General features: G+C 55.7%; 15 protein-coding genes and 1 tRNA gene. 3 read left to right on the top strand and 13 right to left on the bottom strand.

Annotated elements, in window-relative coordinates; all coding sequences use genetic code 11:
* Positions 1–101: 101 nt before the first annotated feature.
* The 3 genes from Q0864_RS10095 to Q0864_RS10085 form a co-directional block, all read right to left on the bottom strand.
* The gene (locus Q0864_RS10095; RefSeq protein ID WP_298568811.1) at positions 102–893 is read right to left on the bottom strand and encodes a hypothetical protein; all 792 of its coding nucleotides are present in this window, start codon (positions 891–893) and stop codon (positions 102–104) included.
* An 88-nt stretch (positions 894–981) separates the two neighbouring features.
* Positions 982–1,536 (bottom strand): hypothetical protein, encoded by a 555-nt coding sequence (locus Q0864_RS10090; protein WP_298568809.1) that lies wholly within the window; start codon positions 1,534–1,536, stop codon positions 982–984.
* Positions 1,537–1,733: 197 nt separating this feature from the next.
* Positions 1,734–2,246 (bottom strand): acyloxyacyl hydrolase, encoded by a 513-nt coding sequence (locus Q0864_RS10085; protein WP_298568807.1) that lies wholly within the window; start codon positions 2,244–2,246, stop codon positions 1,734–1,736.
* A gap of 144 nt (positions 2,247–2,390) precedes the next feature.
* Here Q0864_RS10085 and Q0864_RS10080 point away from each other — a divergent pair.
* A tRNA-Met gene (locus Q0864_RS10080) sits at positions 2,391–2,467 on the top strand.
* A 319-nt stretch (positions 2,468–2,786) separates the two neighbouring features.
* Here the strand turns inward: Q0864_RS10080 and Q0864_RS10075 are convergent.
* Genes Q0864_RS10075 through Q0864_RS10055 form a run of 5 tightly spaced genes read right to left on the bottom strand, consistent with a single transcriptional unit; the run spans position 2,787 to position 6,874 of the window.
* Positions 2,787–3,569: an ABC transporter permease gene (locus tag Q0864_RS10075; protein ID WP_298568805.1), complete on the bottom strand. Its 783-nt coding sequence runs from the start codon at positions 3,567–3,569 to the stop codon at positions 2,787–2,789.
* Positions 3,569–4,279, bottom strand: coding sequence for an ATP-binding cassette domain-containing protein (locus Q0864_RS10070; protein WP_298568803.1), 711 nt, complete (start codon positions 4,277–4,279; stop codon positions 3,569–3,571). The genes Q0864_RS10075 and Q0864_RS10070 overlap by 1 nt, the downstream gene beginning before the upstream one ends.
* On the bottom strand, positions 4,276–4,713 hold the full coding sequence (locus Q0864_RS10065; RefSeq protein ID WP_298568801.1) for a hypothetical protein: 438 nt from the start codon (positions 4,711–4,713) through the stop codon (positions 4,276–4,278). The genes Q0864_RS10070 and Q0864_RS10065 overlap by 4 nt, the downstream gene beginning before the upstream one ends.
* A 12-nt stretch (positions 4,714–4,725) precedes the next feature.
* The gene (locus Q0864_RS10060; protein WP_298568799.1) at positions 4,726–5,694 is read right to left on the bottom strand and encodes a PQQ-dependent catabolism-associated beta-propeller protein; all 969 of its coding nucleotides are present in this window, start codon (positions 5,692–5,694) and stop codon (positions 4,726–4,728) included.
* A gap of 4 nt (positions 5,695–5,698) precedes the next feature.
* Positions 5,699–6,874: an ABC transporter substrate-binding protein gene (locus Q0864_RS10055; protein ID WP_298568797.1), complete on the bottom strand. Its 1,176-nt coding sequence runs from the start codon at positions 6,872–6,874 to the stop codon at positions 5,699–5,701.
* Positions 6,875–6,993: 119 nt separating this feature from the next.
* On the opposite strand from Q0864_RS10055, the gene pedF reads away from it, so the two are divergent.
* The gene (gene pedF, locus Q0864_RS10050; RefSeq protein ID WP_298568794.1) at positions 6,994–7,701 is read left to right on the top strand and encodes a cytochrome c-550 PedF; all 708 of its coding nucleotides are present in this window, start codon (positions 6,994–6,996) and stop codon (positions 7,699–7,701) included.
* A 5-nt stretch (positions 7,702–7,706) separates the two neighbouring features.
* Complete coding sequence (locus Q0864_RS10045) at positions 7,707–8,618, top strand: transporter substrate-binding domain-containing protein (protein ID WP_298568792.1); 912 nt, start codon at positions 7,707–7,709, stop codon at positions 8,616–8,618.
* A 3-nt stretch (positions 8,619–8,621) separates the two neighbouring features.
* Here Q0864_RS10045 and Q0864_RS10040 read toward each other — a convergent pair whose 3' ends face one another.
* The 5 genes from Q0864_RS10040 to Q0864_RS10020 are packed head-to-tail and all read right to left on the bottom strand — an operon-like array spanning position 8,622 to position 13,899.
* Positions 8,622–9,506 carry an FAD:protein FMN transferase gene (locus Q0864_RS10040; protein ID WP_298568790.1) on the bottom strand — a complete coding sequence of 295 codons (885 nt, stop codon included), beginning with the start codon at positions 9,504–9,506 and terminating at the stop codon, positions 8,622–8,624.
* Entirely contained in the window at positions 9,503–11,530 is a 2,028-nt protein-coding gene (locus tag Q0864_RS10035; RefSeq protein ID WP_298568788.1) for a 4Fe-4S binding protein, read from the bottom strand. Before Q0864_RS10035 ends, Q0864_RS10040 begins: the two co-directional genes overlap by 4 nt.
* Before the next feature lie 50 nt (positions 11,531–11,580).
* The gene (locus tag Q0864_RS10030) at positions 11,581–12,186 is read right to left on the bottom strand and encodes an ATP-binding cassette domain-containing protein (RefSeq protein ID WP_298568786.1); all 606 of its coding nucleotides are present in this window, start codon (positions 12,184–12,186) and stop codon (positions 11,581–11,583) included.
* A complete protein-coding gene (locus tag Q0864_RS10025; protein ID WP_298568784.1) occupies positions 12,173–12,931 on the bottom strand; it encodes an ABC transporter permease in 759 nt (252 codons plus the stop codon). Before Q0864_RS10025 ends, Q0864_RS10030 begins: the two co-directional genes overlap by 14 nt.
* An 8-nt stretch (positions 12,932–12,939) precedes the next feature.
* On the bottom strand, positions 12,940–13,899 hold the full coding sequence (locus tag Q0864_RS10020) for an ABC transporter substrate-binding protein (RefSeq protein WP_298568782.1): 960 nt from the start codon (positions 13,897–13,899) through the stop codon (positions 12,940–12,942).
* Between the last annotated feature and the right edge of the window lie 46 nt (positions 13,900–13,945).

Here is a 13,945-nt window from a genome sequence, read left to right as displayed (position 1 = left end):
AGAAAAGAGCCAATATTCTCTCAATACAAACACAAAACAAACCGCCCCGTGCAGAAATGCCGGGGCGGTTTGCGTTCCGGAGGGGGGGGGCTTGAAACGCGCTACTCAAAAACCGTCGCGCAAGATAGAAAACGCTCCACATCATGTTTGATGCTTGCCCAGCGAGGCAGAAAAAACTCCTTAAAGTCTTCTACTTTTACGTCCAAGCCCGATGCTCTAAAATGCATATTGCAATTTGGATAGGCTAGGCTCGCTTGAGTGTAGCAGGTTATAGCGGTTGTCGGCGCGCCGCCAGCATCTAGAGCAAAATAGACATTGCTGTCCAGATTTCCTTCTGGTGGTACAACCTTCGTTAACCCATATGGCCCCTGCGTAGTGGGGAATTCTTCCATCGGCATCATTTCGTCAAACCGCCCTCCCATTCTCGAAATCATCAATGAAATGATATCCGGAAGTTCAATGTGATCACCGACCAGAAAGGCCGCATATTTTAGTTCATAAATATTGTCGCGTTGAGCGCGCAGTATCACTACCCTCTGCTGGAGGGTTACAGGTAGAAAATTGTCAATCATGAACGTAAAATGCTGTTCTTCATGATGCACACCTTCCTCGTGATCAGATTTGTCTTCCAGAAAGATCGTTGGCACCCGCATGGGTATCAATTTGCCTTCGAGATCCATCTTGATGAACCATTCCACCATCTCATTCTCGCCACCAAAAAACTGGCAGGGGTCTGAAGGTGGCGTGTTTAACAGTTCATCGACGGTGAATGTGTTGCGCGATGACGTGGTGGCTTCTGGTTGATGCAGCGCCAAGGGAAGCGTCAGCGCCGATAAAGCGAGCGCTGTGATCCACAAAGGGCCGGAAAATCTTGAGAGGCGCGTGTTTGGCATGTGTCAATGCCTCCGGATACAATCAACTCGAACAAGCCATTGTTATCGTGACGTGCGCCCGATGAGAACGTTGCTTTGCACAACATCATCACTCCCCCGTTGCACACCCCAGAAACCGCTCCACCCGGGCCTGAACCTCCGCCCACATCGGCAGCAGGTCCGCGCTGTAGTCCAGCACCACGCCAACGCCCCGCGTCCGCAACTCGTGAGTGCAGGTTTGGCGCGGTGTGGTCTTTGATCTCGAACATTCGATGATGGCACGGGGTGTGCCATTGGGCTGTGTGGCGACATAGATTTCGCGTTGCGGGTTGGCATCCGTGTTGGTCATTGGAATAAGGCCCAAATCATCCGGGGCGACTTTCGACCGTCCTTCGGTCAGCGTTCTCAGACGTGTCTCCAGTTTCTGGAAGTCACCGATCAGAATGGTGATAAACGCCGCCTGTTGGGAAAACCCTTTTTGAGTGTCGTGCAACACCTGTGCTTGCGCCCGGGTTACCGGCACAAAGCTTTTCAGCATCACCCGCAACAAGACCGACCCGTGGCGTAACCCGCTTAGTTGATCTGCAGGCTCTTCCAGATAGGAAAGGGGCAAGTTGATCTCTACCTCCCCATCGGACCCCATATCGAGGTAGAGCACCACCATGTCCGCCTCCGCCGTGAATAGGTGACAGGGATCCATTTTGGGAGTGCTCAGAAGCGTATCGTCACTGACCGCGCGCGCAGGCAAGGTGTTTGCGAGCGCGATGAAGCCAGTGGTTATCAGTGCGGAACAAATCTTCACACCTAACTATGCGTCCGTTTCCGCGTTTCGGCAAATCGGGAACTGGAGCAGGTGGTTGTCTATGGGTTGGGGATTGATACGCGAAGTTGAAGGGATTCCAGCCCCGGATTGACCGGCACGATGTCACCATTCGACCGATGATCAAGCGAGATGCTGTAGCGCATACCGTCCGGGCGCTCATATCCGGCATCTATGCCTGAGCGAAACTCAACCGGATGGCCCATGATCGGCCCTTTGCCGCGCAGCCAGATGCCGGGCATGAAAGAGAGTTGTGTGAACGCTTTTCCGTCCCAAAGATGAAAGGCATTCACCGCGCCAAGCCCGACCCAAGCATCTCCAAGGCTGTCAATCGATGCCCCGATTGTGGGTTGGAAGGGGCCAAAGCGAAGCGGTAAATCGTGGCGGTAATAGACCTCGGCGCCGATGGAATCAGCCTCGAAGATCAGGTCACCGGCGGACAAGACGTGGCGTGAAATTGCGGCCACTGGTTTCACACAGCTCGAGGCACAGTGATTGACCCACATGTCAATCAAGCCCGTCAGCAGAAACAAGACCGCAAGTGTGCCATCCATTGAGATAACCTTCCGTGTTCTCAGTTGGTTACCCAATTGAACTGACGATGTCACGCAACTCAAAACCAGTTCGGGTTTTTGTATCAGTTTTTTGCCATATAAGCTTGTGGTTCGCAAACCGTGCGCCTATATACACGACATTGGCGCGGGATGGAGCAGCCCGGTAGCTCGTCAGGCTCATAACCTGAAGGTCGTAGGTTCAAATCCTACTCCCGCAACCAACAAAACCGACACCCCGCCCGTAAAACGGCGGGGTTCGTCGTTTTTAGGTGCCGAGGACGCTAGGATCGCGGCCAACTCGCCATACAATTCAAAGTCATGACAGTCCGGCGCGTTTACATTTGGATGCAGCCGGACTTCCGACATCAAAGACCGCAGTAGTTCGATAGCTTGCGGCCTCGTGTTCACCTCTTAGAAGCTGTCGCTTGGCCTCTCTCCTGATCGATCCACGGCACCTCGGCATCAGGTTTCGCGGGGTTGGAATTCAATCGAACGGCATGGAGAACCTGATTGACCACGAGGGCTAAGAGTGAACCTTCCCTACCGAACTTTTCTGCTGAACAAAGATTTTCCGGGGTCATAGCCCCACAGGCTGAGAAGAAAGAAGCCGCATGTGCAGGCGCACACCCAAATCAGCGCATTCAGCTCAAGCTTCTGATACAGCGCGAACCGGACCAGTTCGACCGCGTAGGTGAAGGGGTTCCACACAACCACGGACGCAATATGCGGGGCGTTTTCTTGCATGCGCCACAGCGGGTAAAGCGCTGTCGACAGAAAGAACATCGGGAAGATGACAAAGTTCATGACTCCGGCAAAGTTTTGAAGCCGCGTGATCATGGAAGACAGAAAAAGCCCCATCGCGCCGAGCATCAAGCCGACAAGAAAGAGCGCCGGCAGCACGGCGCCGTAGCCGCCCAACGGCATGCGGATGTCAAACATCCACGCGATCACAAGAAAGACGACGCATTGCAGCACCGACACAAATGCGCTTGCGATGAGCTTTGCCAGCAATATCCACCAGCGCGGCACCGGTGCGGTCAATAGCAGCCGCATTGACCCCATTTCGCGGTCATAGACCATCGAAAGCGACGATTGCATCGCGTTGAAAAGAACGATCATCGCGCACAGGCCGGGCACGATGTAGGTCTCGTATTTGATGTAGGTCTCGTAAGGGGGGATGATAGACAGGCCAAGGGCCGCGCGAAATCCAGCGCCAAAGATGAACAACCAGACCAGCGGTCGAACGAGGGCGGCAAGGAACCGTTCGCGCTGATGCAGGAAGCGAAGCAGCTCGCGAATGACGATGGCTTTGAAAGCGGTCATCATAACTGCGGTCTTTCGTGGCCTGCATAGTGCTCGGACAATCCTTTTGCCCCTCCGAGTTCGGCAAAGCTACCTCGACTTACGACCTGACCAGCCTGCATCACGATCACGTCGTCTTCAGGCCAAAGCTCATCAAGCAAATGGGTGATCCAAAGGACGGTTACGCCCTGCGCGCTCATCGCGTGGACCGCATCGACGATGGCCTGCTTTGACGCAGGGTCCAGCCCAGATGTTGGTTCATCAAGCAACAGGATCTCGGGGCTTGGCAGAAGGGCGCGCGCGATCTCAAGGCGGCGGCGATGGCCGCCGTTCAAGTCGCGCACAGAACTGCCCTCGCGACCTTCAAGGCCAAGCTGCGCAAGAAGGCGCTCTATCTCGGAGTTCGGGTTTTTCATGCCGTGCAGCCCGGCAAAATAGCGCAGGTTCTGGACAACCGACAATTCAAGGTCCAAGGCGGATTGCTGAAACACCATGCCGACATGACGCAGCCCTGCGCGAGAGTGCGACGTTGACTTCCCCATCACGCGGACCTCGCCGCTGTCTGGGCGCAGCAAGCCCGCAATCAGATTGAAAACCGTGGATTTCCCGGCCCCATTCGGACCAAGCAATGCCGTGAACGACCCCGGCGCCAACCGCAAAGTAAACTGCGACAGAACAGACCGAGGCCCATAGCTTAGGTCCACAGCATCAAGGGTCACTGCATCCGTCATTCGATTGTGATCTCGATCCTTTGGCTGTCCCCGGTGCTGCCCGGAATGCGCAGCTCATAGCTGCCCGGCTTGATGGCGACAAACCCGATTTCCATCGTGCCTGCATCATCGAATTCGATTGAGTGAAGTGCATAGGGGCGCGTTTCCAGCCCTTCGATCACGACCTCATCTACCCAGATTGCACGAAAGAAGTCGGACCCCGCAAGACCGATTTCACCCGACCCATCTGCGGTGAACTCGACCTCGTAGTATTTGCCGGATTTAAGAACCCAAGGCGCGTCGGCGAGGGGTTCGCCGACGGAAAGAATGACCTCTGGCAGATCCACTTTGTTCGCGCCGGACAATAGCCCCGCCATGCCCAGACCGTCGTCATCGTTGTCTGCGATTGCAGCATTGGCCGCGAGAAGGCTGGCAAGAACAATTGCTTTTTTCATTTAATAGACTCCTTAGTTGGTTGGGCGTGCGACTGCGCCCCAAGGGAAGCGGCCAACTTTTATGGATTTGATGGCTTTGTTGGTCGCCAGATCGACAACACTGACGTCGCCAGAAACGCCATTGGTCGTGAACAGCTTTGTGCCGTCAGGTGAAAAAGCCATGTGCCAGACACGGCGCCCAACCAGGATATAATCAAGCACCTCGTAGTTTGCTGTATCGACCACCGCGACGTGGTTAGAGGGGCCAAGCGCCACATAGGCAAGGCTGTTGTCGTCGTTGAGTTCAACCCCAACGGGCTGCACCTTGTCATGGTGAACGCCGGTGATATCAAACTCGATCTTAGCGATCTGGCTTTGGTCAGAGGTGTTGAACACAGCAACCGTGCCGCCGATCTCAGAGCTGATCCACAGCTTCGATCCATCATCCGTAAACTCAGCATGACGTGGGCGCGCATCAACCAGCGAGTTGGCGTAGATGCTGTTGGTCTCGGTGTCGATCCAATGCGCCATGTTGGTGGTTTCGGATGTTGTGATGGTCGTTTTGCCGTCCGGGCTAACGGCCATGCCTTCGGGTTCAACGCCGACGTTGATCTGCGTGATTACGTGATGTGTTTCGGTGTCCACAACCGTGGTCACGGCGTCATCCTCGTTCGCGATGTAAAGTAGCTTTCCATTCGGATGCAGCGCGAATTGCTCGGGGTCTTCGCCAGACGGCAGCTCGTGTATGATCTTGCCAGCTTCGACGTCGAACACCTGCACCGCGTCGGAATCTGACGCGCAGATATAGAGATACTTGTAGTCGTGTGAAAACAGGATACCGCGCGGGCGTTCACCCACATCGTATTCCCGAACGACCTCAAGCTGATCAACGTCGATCACCGAGATCGTGTCGCTTTTTTCATTCGAAACCCAGATTTCGTCGCCAAGTGCTGCGGCTGGAAGCGTTGCGGCGAGGGTCATCAGACAGGTTTGTATCTTCATTGCTCTATTCTCCAAACGCGGTGCATTGGCTTTCCGGCGCATCAATACCAAGGCTGTCGAGCTCGTTTTCGGCATGCAGGAAACCTTCAAGCGGTGCCATCGCAACGAGGGCAGACGCATGCGTTAACCCAATGGGTTGGCGCATCTGGCCATTCCAGTTCCTGAATGAAAGCGGACGACCTTTGAAACCCGCCAACTCAATGCCATTCAGCAGGAAGGCGCGGATGTCTTTGTGGTCGGCAAAATCGGTCCGAAGCTGAGCTTCGTCCACCGCACGCAATGCAGCCCAAGCGGCGTAGTCAACATCCTGCATGTCGCGCCCAGCCAAGTCGTGAAAACGGCTTTGCAACTGGGCCGCCCCCCATTGTTCATTGACACGCGCCCAACCGGTCGCACGCAACCCGTCGCCGCCAACAATTGGGCGCGCAAGCCAGGTATTATACGCAAGGTAACGGGCAAAATCGTTGTGTTCATCCGCGACGATCAGCACATCGTAGTCATCAAGCTGCTGCGTCAATAACGGCACTTCGGCCCCGGCTTGCCGCCGCAAATCGCCGTCAAGCACCCACGGCACTTCGCTCTCGATGCTCATACCGAATTTGCGGGACGATTTGCGCAGCGCATCCGCAAACTTTGTATCCTCGGACGCGTTGCCGGTAATGAGCGCCAGATTTTCCCAACGCTTTTTCAACATGAACTGCATCAGCGCATCGGTGCGCATGGCGTAGCTTGGAATTGTGTGAAGCAGCGTGGCCCGACAGTTCTCGCCCCTAAGACTGTCGTCATACGACCGCACATTGAGAAAGAGCCGGTCTTCACTGCCGTCAACAAGGCTCATCATCTCATCCGCGCTCATGTCCAATACGACATAGCGTGCTTCGCTTGCCTGCAACGCCGCGCGTGCAGCGTCCAGATCGCCTTCGTCCAGATCGATCGTATCGAGGATGAACTGATACCCCATGAAACTGCCTGTCGTGTTGTTGTCGGCAACCGCTAGCTGGGCACCCGCAAGACCAAGGTCATCGGGGAGGGGGTCTAGGTTGGAAAAAACGGGCCGTTCAGGCGTGGCAATCCGCAGGTAAAGCACGGCCACATCGCGCAGCTCGCTTGCTGCGCTGATCGTCGTGGACATCAATCCGACAACCAGCACACTTAAAAGCGCTTTTATCAGTTTCGCCATATGGTCCTCCCCTCAGGGCAGTCTGGCCGAAGAGGCGATAATCGAGAAGTTGGACCAAGGTCGAATAGTGCGGTTCCAGAATGCCAATTACAAAGTTGCAAAAGAATGGAGGAGACACGATGAAACTCTCACTACAGTTACTTGTGCCGCCGCTCGTTTTGGCTGCCGCTGCCGCTTTTGCACATGGCGACGTTGCCCCGCAGGCTGTTGATACAGCCGGACTTCCTGACCTTGGCGAAGAGTGGCTTGAGGAGAACCCCTGGCGCGATCCGGCCGGTGAAAACTGGCAAACCGCCATTGATGTTGGCGCATCCGGTTACAACCAGAACTGCGCGCGCTGCCACGGGCTTGAAGTTGTCTCGGGCGGGTTGGCACCTGACCTGCGCTATCTCAGTGCGGACTGGGATGGTGACGAATGGTATCTGGAGCGCTTTCGCTATGGTATGACGCAAAACGGAACCACAAAAATGCCAGCCTTTGGTGACTTGCTTGGGCAGGAAGCCGCTTGGGCGATCCGCACCTATGTGGAAACCCGACCAGATGACGGGGCATTTGACGACCATCAGCCCCGGCTCGCTGCGATCCGCGATCTGCTGAACGCGCGTGCAAGCGAATTTCAGGGTGCCGACGACACATCTTCGTTGAGTGAGGAAATTGAAGCTTTGAAGACCGAACTGGCGGGGATAAATGCGACTGCCGAGACGGGTTCTGAAGCGCCCGTCGCAGAATCTGCCGTGTCGCGCGCGGCTCTGGCTCTTGATGGCAGCGCTGCGAGCTTTGCGAAAGCAGCCGAGCTGTTGACCATCGGCCTGTCTGCGGCGCACTGATCATCGTGCGTTTTTGGTCTCATATTGTCTTGGTTCTTGGCCTGTTGATCGGCTCGGCTCAAGTGGGCTGGGCACGGTGCGAAGATTTGGCCAAGGGCTATGGCGATGTGATTCCCAAACGATCGGACACTCGGATAGATGTCGGTCAGGACTTTGACACGATCCTCGAGCGTGGCTTTCTGACCTTTGCCGTTTATGAAAACTTTGCCCCTTTCTCATGGGAGGATGGGGGCAAACCCATGGGCATTGATATCGAGATTGCGCGAATCATCGCCGCGGATATCGGTGTCGAGGCCCGCTTTAACTTTGTGGCGGCTGACGAAAGTGTAGATGCCGATCTGCGCAATCAGATATGGAAAGGGCCATTGATCGGTGGGCAGGTGTCGAACATCATGATGCATGTCCCATACAGCAAGGACTTGCAGTGCCGGAACGAGTTCGTTGTCCTTAACGGCCAGTATTTCAACGAAACGCTGGCCACCGCCTACCGCGTCGATGTTTTCCCGGACGAACCACCGACGACGCCCTTTTACCGTTTTCACAAGGTCGGTGTTGAAAACCACACGATCTCGGATTTCTATCTGTCGAACTTCAATGGCGGAATGCTGTTGTCCAACATTCGCCACTACCCTGAGCATGAAGATGCCTTTGCAGCCATGGAAGCAGGAGAGGTTGACGCGGTGATGGGCGTGAAAAGCGTGTTGGAGTATCTGGACCAAAGCGACGAGATCGCAGTGGCGACGCCACCCTTGGTGAACTTCGCGCTCGACACCTGGACCCTTGGTGTTGCCGTGCGCCACAATTTCCGCGAACTTTCTTACGCTGCTGACTACGCGATTTCTGATGCAATTGCAGATGGGCGAATTGCCGAGATTTTCATACGCTTTGGCGTAACGCACACTGCTCCGGATTATTGATCGCTAGGTGATCTTCTCCACCACGCCATTCTGATCTTCCAACCAAATCGTTGTTATTCCCAGTGACCGCAGAGAGAGCCTGTCGATCTGCTGCTTCGGCATGAGCGCCACGGCCGTCGAAAACCCATCCGCAATCGCAGAGCTACGCGCCTCGACCGTCACCGTCTTCCAAATCGGAGTTTTGCCGAAGGGGTGGACAATGTGTGCCTGACCATTCGCGCGCGTCATTGCTCCGGGTGAGCTTGTTGCCAAGCCGAGATTTTCCAGATCTGTGTGCGCGACCCTTTGGGCGTCATCGTTTTCGATCGCCAACCGCCACGGCCCGTCCCCGGCCGCAAATTCACCGAGGTTGATCAGATGCTCTGCGTGGCCCCGGCGGCGCAACAAACGCGCCAAGCGGTCACTTGCATAGCCTTGCGCGATCCCATTCAGCGTAAGGGCGGCCCCCGCTTCTGCAAGCTGAATGAAGTCGTGTCCAATCTCGACCTGTTCGAAACCCATAGCCGGGTTCAGCGCATGTCCTTCAGCGCTCCAGACAGTTTGCACGGTCGGGTCAAACAGCCCCCCTGTCGCAGTCCAGATCAGCTTTGAGAGTTGGAGCAACTCGACCAGTTCTTCTGGCGGGTTTTGCATGACGCCGTTCCGATTCAGTCGCGACAGTGCTGAAGCTGGGCGGAATAGGCTGAACACGTCTTCCAGCCGCTCAACCTCTCGCTCGATTGCGGCGAAAGTCTGCGCTGTGTCGTTGTTGTTTTCATAGAAAATCACGGACAGATCAGCGCCAAACCCTTTCCCAGTCCAAACCCGTCGACTGGGTTCGTATTGCGCCAAAGCCAGCGCACCGATAGCCGCTGTTCCGAGCTTAAGAACGGTTCTTCGCTGCATCATGACGCCCGTGCCTTTCGCTTATCCGTGACGATCAAAGGCACGCATTTGTTGCGATCCTCAAAGATGTCGACGCAGTCCAAACACCCGAAACATTCTGAGTAATCGATTTTTCCGGTCGCTTTGATGGCTCCGTAATCGCATTTGACCTTGCAAAGCTGGCAAGGTGACCCGCATTCCGTGCGCCGTTCGATCCAGGGGGTAAGGCGCAACCACCCACCAATGGCCATCAATGCGCCAAGCGGACAGAGGTAGCGGCAGTAGGCCTTGAAGACGACAGCCGACGCGAGCAGGCAGAGAACCGCGTAAAAGACATAGAACCACTCGCGCTGAAAGAAGACCGAAATTGCTGTCTTGAAAGGTTCGACTTCAGCAGCCTTTTCGACATGTTCAGGGCGGTAGAACATGATGATCAACAGACCCAAAAGCACCAAATACTTCAGGGACTTCAAGCGCTGGTCCCACCGATCTGATACTTTCACCTGCTGCACGTTAAGGCGCTTTGCAACAGCCCCCACGAACTCCTGCATCGCACCAAACGGGCAGAGCCAACCACAAAACAGGGCGCGGCCCCAGATGAAAAACCCGATGATGGTTGCGCCCCAGATGATCAGCGAGAAGGGATCATAAAGTAGAAAGCTAAGCGACTTCCCGGCCAACATTGCAGAGAGGGTTGCAATGGGCGTCAGGATCGACAGTTGTCCCTGACCCCACCAACCGACAAATCCTAGTGTCGTTGCAAGCACGGCGTATCGGAACACGCGGTATTCGCGCCGCTTCACAAAGGCGCGGTTAAACGCCATGATCGCGAACACCAGCGCCACAAAACCACCAAGCAAAAGCAGATCAACCCGTCGGTTCAGCACCGCGCTTTCGAACGGGGAAAGCGGTTTGGGAGGGGTCAGAACATCAAAGAACCGTTCGTCTGCTTTGACCGTCCAGCTAAAGCGCGCCTGACCCTCTTCTGGCTGAAGCATACCGTGTTGGCGAACGGCAAGTAGGCTAAGGTCCCATTCCCGCACCGGATTAAATCCCAAGCGGCGATCCAGACGCAGCACCATGGCTTGTCCCTCGGGCACGTCGTCTTTCAGGTTGATCAGAAGGTCTGCGTCCCTTGCCGAAACCGGAAACTCGTCTTGGGCCGCTTCGATCCAGGACGGGGCGGTGTTTCTAACGAAATCTTCTGAGACAAGGCCGTGGTCTCCTGCCTCGATCAGCAATACGGTCTGATCATCCGGGGATATATCACCCAGCCGTTCCCAATCGCGAAGCATCCGGTCCCCCATGACGGCGCGCGCAACCGAGGGGGCAGTGACATCCACAATCCACAAGTCAATGAACAGATCACTGTCCGAGGCATCGGGAAAAGGATCGTCGCTCTGCCATATGGTGCCCGCAAATCCTGCGCGCACCTCGCCATGCGTGGTCGTCACATGGCGCGCGATCCCTTGATCGACCAAGTCCTGCCACGTGAAGGACAGGTCGAGATCTGGTTTGGGGACCACCTTTTCTTGCGGCCGAGAGATACCCTTTAGCTTCTGACGCGCCACTTCGCGCGCTGCTGCCATGACGCTTTCATGTGCAATCCTGACAGAAGCCGTCGCCTTGGTCACGCCATCCAGATACACCAAGGACCCACCACCGCCGGACCCATAGTTGGTGCCGATGGTGATCGGTGTGTTGATCGACAGCCCGCGATACTGCTCGAGGAACTGGCGAAATGGCGCTTCGCCCAGACCGGACACGAAGATGGGTTCGCTTTGGTTCAACAGTTTTACGTCGATGAACCCACCATCAAGGTCCAACACAACCATCACATTGATTGCTGCGCCCGAAAAGCCCGGAAGCGGCGAGATGGCTTCGGACTGAATGACATAGCCGCCTTTCGCACCACTGCCGTTCAGCAATTGCCAAACGCCTTCGATATCCGTTGGCTCGCCAAGGCTGTAGGGCGCAATCACGGCATCTCGAAGTTCAGCTTCATCGACAAGATCTGCAGCCGCCCATGGCGTGCTGAACAATAGCATGAGCAATGCCGCGAAAGACCTGGATAGAGTGGTGACAATTCGGTTCCCAATCATACCGCGACAAGCTCCGCTCCGGATTGCGCCGCATCGTGAAGCCGATAGCAACTGGCCCCAAGTGCGACCGCTTCATCCTGAGAATGAGTCACCAGAACCATCGTGCCATGAGAACGGTCCAGAAACTGACGCGTGAGTGTCAGCATCTCGCTTCGCAGGCTTGGATCGAGCGAGGTGAACGGCTCGTCAAGCAACACCAGTGGTGCAGGCGTCAAGAAACAGCGCGCCAAGGCTAGCCGTCTTTGCTGTCCGACCGAAAGCTGCCGTGGAAAGTGATCGGCCTTGTCCGCCAGTCCGACCTGCCGAAGTGCATTCTGCACGTCGGCTTCGTCAGACTTGGGGTGAAATATCTGCAGATTCTCTTTGGCTGTGCGCCAATCAAGCAAGGTCGGATTTTGAAACATCAGCGCGATTTCGTCGGGCGCATCGCAGGTGCCGCGAAACCGTTTGTCGAGGCCAGCAATGATACGAAGAAGGGTCGTTTTTCCGATGCCTGACGGACCCAAAACGGCAATCCGATCACCTTGGCTCAGATCCAAATGGATGTCTTCCAGCACGGTTTGACCCGCGAAGGATTTACGGTGGAGGTCAAGCTTCAGCATCAGCACGCCACCTTCCCATTCGTTTCTCGCTGGGCTGCATGATCGCGAATTCGATGAACAGGATGCAGACAACGAAGCTTAGGGCGTAGGCCAGGACACCGGTGACATCAAAGAGCGAAAACTGCGTGTGAATCTGTCGTCCAATGCCGTTGGGACGACCCAAAAACTCGACAACCAGGACGATTTTCCAGATGACGGAAAACCCGGTTCGTGCGGCCGAAACGATATGCGGGAACAGTTCTGGCAGGATGATGTGACGCAGCCTTGTCATCAACGGAAGGCGGTAAACGGCTGCCAGATCGCGCAGTTCCCAAGACGTATTGCGCGCGCCTTCGCGGATGATCGTGGTGGTCATTGGGACTTTGCTGAGTGTCACGGCAAGCACCGCCGCGAACTCGTTCAGTCCGACCCACAGGTAACAAAGGACGATCAGGACAAGAGCAGGCAAGTTCAGAAAGATAATGAGCCAAGGATCAAGCCACGCGTCTACCGCGTCAGACCTTCCCATGACATAACCGAAGGCGCAGCCAATGATCATTGCCAGCCCAAACGCTGCAAAGACGCGCCAGCCGGTCGCAATCAAGTTCTCTTGCAATTTACCCTGCTGCCACAATGCAATCATTTCGGCAAAGACTTGTGCGGGCGATGGCAAGACTTGCGGGTCCGCCATCAAGATCGAGAGGCTGCTCCAGAACAACAGGAACAGCCCCAGCGAGAAAACGCGTATGCCCGTATCCCGGCGCATCGTGTGAACTAGCTTCCGATAAACAGACCTGCTGGAAGGGTCGTCGCCTTGCCAACAAGGTCTTCGCCACCGAGTTCGCCCATAAGGCCGAGCATCTGTTCGACCGCGTCAGTGTCGATTTCAGTGCTTTGTGGAATGCCAGCGATGAAGCCGGCTTTCAGCGCGTCGAACTGGGCGTCATTCTCTGGTTTCATGCGAGGACGAACGACGTCCCAAGCAGATGCGTCATCACGCAGGATGTCTTTGGCGGCACGCGATGCGCGATAGAGCGCCTGCGCAAGTTTCGCGTCCATGTCACCCGAAACGATATAGCCCAGAAGTGGTGTCGTCGCGCTTAGACCTAAAGCCTCTGCCGCATCCTGAACCGAGATGATTTCAACCAGACCCGCCGCTTTGGCTTTCGCTTGAAAATGCCAAAAGTTGATCACGGCATCGATTTCGCCAGTCAGTGCGGATTTGAACATAAGCGGTGGTGCGCCGAACTCTTGCTTCGTGATCGCTTCAAGATCCAAGCCAGCGGTTTTTTCGGCATATGCCTGCAAGATCAGCCAGCTTTTATCAAGCGGACCACCGGCGATACCGATTTTCTTGCCTTCCAGTCCGGCAAGGTCGGAGATACCGCTGTCAGGCTTGACCATGATGCCGCCAACAGCCGTAGAATACGGGATAAATTTCAGATCGCGCCCTTCGGCACGTTGACGCGCGGCCCACACAACGTCCGAGACCATTGCGTCAACCTCGCCGCCAAGAAACGCGATGTCAGAGGCGTTCCCGCCACCCATCGGCACAACTTCAAGGACAAAGCCGTTCGCTTCGTCGAGGCCGTTGTGCTTGATCGTATCAAGCTCCCAATTGACGGTGCCAAAGGATAGAGCGCCAAGGCGTATGACGGGTAGATCGGCGGCCACTGAAATCTGTGCCACACAGGCAAGCATCGCGCCAAGCGCGGCTTTCTTGAATCCAAACATAACAGTCCTCCCTGTTCACTTGAAACCTAAGCAAACAGGGGGCGCC

The organism is uncultured Aliiroseovarius sp., from assembly GCF_947497285.1.
GTDB lineage: Bacteria > Pseudomonadota > Alphaproteobacteria > Rhodobacterales > Rhodobacteraceae > Aliiroseovarius.
This window is presented reverse-complemented; position numbering and strand designations above follow the sequence as displayed.

What these genes read in the sequence shown, in the direction of transcription:
- Q0864_RS10095 (WP_298568811.1), bottom strand. Translation starts at nt 893, where the DNA reads ATGCCAAACACGCGCCTCTCAAGATTTTCCGGCCCTTTGTGGATCACA.
- Q0864_RS10090 (WP_298568809.1), bottom strand. Translation starts at nt 1,536, where the DNA reads ATGGTGGTGCTCTACCTCGATATGGGGTCCGATGGGGAGGTAGAGATC.
- Q0864_RS10085 (WP_298568807.1), bottom strand. Translation starts at nt 2,246, where the DNA reads ATGGATGGCACACTTGCGGTCTTGTTTCTGCTGACGGGCTTGATTGAC.
- Q0864_RS10075 (WP_298568805.1), bottom strand. Translation starts at nt 3,569, where the DNA reads ATGACCGCTTTCAAAGCCATCGTCATTCGCGAGCTGCTTCGCTTCCTG.
- Q0864_RS10070 (WP_298568803.1), bottom strand. Translation starts at nt 4,279, where the DNA reads ATGACGGATGCAGTGACCCTTGATGCTGTGGACCTAAGCTATGGGCCT.
- Q0864_RS10065 (WP_298568801.1), bottom strand. Translation starts at nt 4,713, where the DNA reads ATGAAAAAAGCAATTGTTCTTGCCAGCCTTCTCGCGGCCAATGCTGCA.
- Q0864_RS10060 (WP_298568799.1), bottom strand. Translation starts at nt 5,694, where the DNA reads ATGAAGATACAAACCTGTCTGATGACCCTCGCCGCAACGCTTCCAGCC.
- Q0864_RS10055 (WP_298568797.1), bottom strand. Translation starts at nt 6,874, where the DNA reads ATGGCGAAACTGATAAAAGCGCTTTTAAGTGTGCTGGTTGTCGGATTG.
- pedF (WP_298568794.1), top strand. Translation starts at nt 6,994, where the DNA reads ATGAAACTCTCACTACAGTTACTTGTGCCGCCGCTCGTTTTGGCTGCC.
- Q0864_RS10040 (WP_298568790.1), bottom strand. Translation starts at nt 9,506, where the DNA reads ATGATGCAGCGAAGAACCGTTCTTAAGCTCGGAACAGCGGCTATCGGT.
- Q0864_RS10035 (WP_298568788.1), bottom strand. Translation starts at nt 11,530, where the DNA reads ATGCTATTGTTCAGCACGCCATGGGCGGCTGCAGATCTTGTCGATGAA.
- Q0864_RS10030 (WP_298568786.1), bottom strand. Translation starts at nt 12,186, where the DNA reads ATGCTGAAGCTTGACCTCCACCGTAAATCCTTCGCGGGTCAAACCGTG.
- Q0864_RS10025 (WP_298568784.1), bottom strand. Translation starts at nt 12,931, where the DNA reads ATGCGCCGGGATACGGGCATACGCGTTTTCTCGCTGGGGCTGTTCCTG.
- Q0864_RS10020 (WP_298568782.1), bottom strand. Translation starts at nt 13,899, where the DNA reads ATGTTTGGATTCAAGAAAGCCGCGCTTGGCGCGATGCTTGCCTGTGTG.